This is a genomic window from Petrotoga halophila DSM 16923, from assembly GCF_002924615.1.
The window spans coordinates 1-3,112 of the sequence record NZ_JALY01000341.1 but is presented as its reverse complement, the minus strand read 5'-3'; the positions used below and the strand labels follow the sequence as shown (position 1 = coordinate 3,112).

The window sequence follows — 3,112 nt, the reverse complement described above, 5'->3', positions numbered from 1 at the left end:
GATTTAGTTACACAGGAAAAATACGATATGTATTGGGAAACTGTTTGGGATACTGTACGCTACAACGAACATATTTACGGCATAGTAAGAGCTATGTCTACTAAAGTTTTCATATATAACAAAGATCTCTTAGAAAAACATAATTTAGAAGTGCCTAAAAATTGGGATGAATTGCTAGACGCAGCCAAAACGATTCATGATCCTGAGAACGGTGTTTACGGCATTGCTATGGCTGGACAAAAGTTTATTTCTACAGTTACTCAGTTCCAACATTATCTCTATGCCAATGGTGGAAAAATTATTGATGAAGAAGGTAATGTTGTTATAAACGACCCTAAAGCCATACGCGCTTTAGATTTTTATAAGGAACTTTCTTCATACGCTCAACCAGCTATTATTGAATGGAGACGTGAGGATTTAATTAAGCTTTTTGAAACTGGAAAAGTTGGTTTTTACTTAGACCATGTCCACAACGCTCTAGCAGCAATGGAAAAGGGTGTAAATGTGGGGTTGTTTAAATTCCCTGGTGGACCAGATTCTGATCTTCCTTATTCGACAGTAATAGTTACTGATTCAATGGCTATTAGTGCTCAATCAAAAAATAAAGAACTAGCTACAGAATTTATAAATTACATGACCACTCTGGAAAAACAAACAGAATGGGACCTAACTTTAGGCTTCGTGCCTCCTATGAAGAAAGAAGCTGAATTACCAGAGTTTCAAACATGGTATTGGAAACCTTATATTGAAGTTATACAATACGGTTATCCAGAAGCTGTTGACATAAAAGATTGGGAAGCTGTTCAACAAGTTATATTAGACGCTATCCATAGCGTTTTACTAGATGTCTCTGAACCAAAGCAAGCATTAGATAATGCTGCCAGAATAATAACTATATTGCAACAATGATTTAACTTCATATTTATTGGGGGCTCCTCATCATAATATAGAGGAACCCCATAACTAAAAATAAGAAAAGAAAGGTGATTCTGTCTAATGCTTTCCAAGAAAAAAAGTACTCCAATATACTTTTTACTTCCTTTAATAATCGCAGCAGCGATTTTTATAATTTATCCATTATATAAAGTAGTTGAACTTTCCTTTTACGATGCAAATTTTTTAAATCCTAACATTAGAACATTTGTTGGGGTGGAAAATTATAAATGGCTTTTTAATTTTAAACTTTTCAATCCGAATATTTCTTATTTTTTATCAGCTTTCATGAGAAGTTTGTTGTGGGTTGTATGTTCTCTTCTAATAAAGTTAGTTTTAGGAATTTTTGGCGCTATGCTTTTTAACAGTGATAGATTATATGGAAAAAAAGTTTATCGAAGTTTAGCTATTATTCCTTGGGCAATTCCCTGGGCAATGGCAGCGATGATGTGGGCCTGGACTTTAAATAGTCAATTTGGTATAGTAAATTCTATTTTATTAAGGCTAAATATTATTAACGCTCCCATTTCATTCTTCTCCACACCAACAACAGCCTTTATATCAACTTTCGTAGTAGATGCTTGGGTAGGATTACCATTTATGATAATTATGATTCTTTCAGGATTACAATCAATTCCCGAAAGTTATTATGAGGCAGCTAAGATAGATGGAGCAGGAGATTTTCGAATTTTTTTTAAAATAACTTTACCTTTGCTAAAACCTGTCATCTTAACAGTTTCACTTCTTTCATTGGTATGGACATTTAATTCTTTTGACATTATTTGGATTTTAACAAAGGGAGGACCTTTAAGTGCTACTGAAACACTACCAATTGCTATTTATAATATTTCCTTTCTTTTCCAAAAATTTGGAGGAATTGGAAAAGCTTCTGCAATGACAATTTTTCAAGTAGGATTTGTTACAATTATTTCTTTATTTTATATTAAGACACTTGAAAGAGGTGAATTTTAATTGAAAAAAAATTGGAAGTCTATTATAAAAACTTTTCTAGTTCAACTTTTTGCTATATTGTTAATAATTTTTTTATTGTTACCTATTTATCAAATGGTCATTACAAGTTTAAGACCCGCAGATTTATCTTGGGAAGTACCTAGTCCTTTATTTCCAGATAAATTTACGCTTTCAAACTTTGCTAAAGCTTTTGAATTAGTCCCCAGACTTCCTCGCTATCTGCTAAATAGTTTTGCATATGGGGCAGGAGTTAGCTTAATATCTTTAATTATTGCTATTCCTGCAGGTTATGCTTTGGGAAGGTTTAAGGAATTTAAATTTAGGAAACCAATTTTAATGTTTGTTATTTATGCAAATATGTTTGCCCCAATAATGCTTTTAGTTCCTATATACGTCATAATGAAAAGCTTAGGATTAGTAAACACATATTTTTCTGTTATCTTAGCTGGTTCCATTTTTACTATACCTCTTTCTACTTGGCTAATGACTTCATACATTCAAACTTTACCAGGTGAAATAGAAGAAGCAGCATTAATCGATGGCTGTTCAATGCTTAAAATACTTCCAAAAATAGTCATCCCAATGACTGCACCAGCAATAGTTTCTATTTTCATTTATTCATTCATAACAGGGTGGAGTCAACAATTTATATTAGCCTTAGTTTTAATAACAGACGATAAGTTAATGCCACTAACTCAAGGTTTGTACCAATTTTTTAGTAGAAGTTCAGTTAGATGGAACGAATTAATGGCTGCCATTTTGATGTCGACTTTAATTCCTGTTATTTTGTTCCTAATTTTCCAAAAATATATAGTAAAAGGGATGACTGCCGGAAGTATTAAAGATTAACATCAAAAAGAAGTTTTTCAGGGTTGTATTTTGATTACTATATTCAGCTTTAATAAATTAAAAATTATGGTTCTATCACGAAAATAGTGGGTAATTAAGCTGGAGTTAAATTAAGTTTACCAAGGGCAATAAAGATAGTGATTTTTAAATTCTTTAATGTTTTAAAACCAAAAGCCCTTTTAGTAAATCCTCTAAGTTTAGAGTTCATACCTTCTATTTTACCGTTAGAGATATTCGTTTTTATGTGCAACAAGATACCTTCTATGTGATTTAAAAGAGTCTTAGCAGCTTTAATCATTTCAGGTATATTTGATTCTATTACCTTTTCATACCATCGTTTAAAATACTTAGCTGCATA

Annotated in this window: 4 protein-coding genes; 3 read left to right on the top strand and 1 reads right to left on the bottom strand. The window is 31.8% G+C overall.

The annotated features are described in order from the left end of the window. The 3 genes from AA81_RS13850 to AA81_RS13840 all read left to right on the top strand — a co-directional run. The coding region (locus AA81_RS13850; RefSeq protein ID WP_146050425.1) for an ABC transporter substrate-binding protein at positions 1–909 on the top strand (909 nt) is incomplete at its 5' end. Positions 910–996: 87 nt separating this feature from the next. Next, a complete protein-coding gene (locus AA81_RS13845; RefSeq protein ID WP_103899357.1) occupies positions 997–1,905 on the top strand; it encodes a carbohydrate ABC transporter permease in 909 nt (302 codons plus the stop codon). After that, positions 1,906–2,754, top strand: coding sequence for a carbohydrate ABC transporter permease (locus tag AA81_RS13840; protein WP_103899356.1), 849 nt, complete (start codon positions 1,906–1,908; stop codon positions 2,752–2,754). 94 nt (positions 2,755–2,848) lie between these two features. Here AA81_RS13840 and AA81_RS13835 read toward each other — a convergent pair. Beyond that, positions 2,849–3,112 (bottom strand): transposase (locus AA81_RS13835; protein ID WP_146050424.1); only part of this gene is annotated, 264 nt, incomplete at its 5' end.

Excerpts from the sequence above, each read along its gene's own strand:
- AA81_RS13845 (WP_103899357.1), top strand. The coding sequence starts at position 997 with ATGCTTTCCAAGAAAAAAAGTACTCCAATATACTTTTTACTTCCTTTA.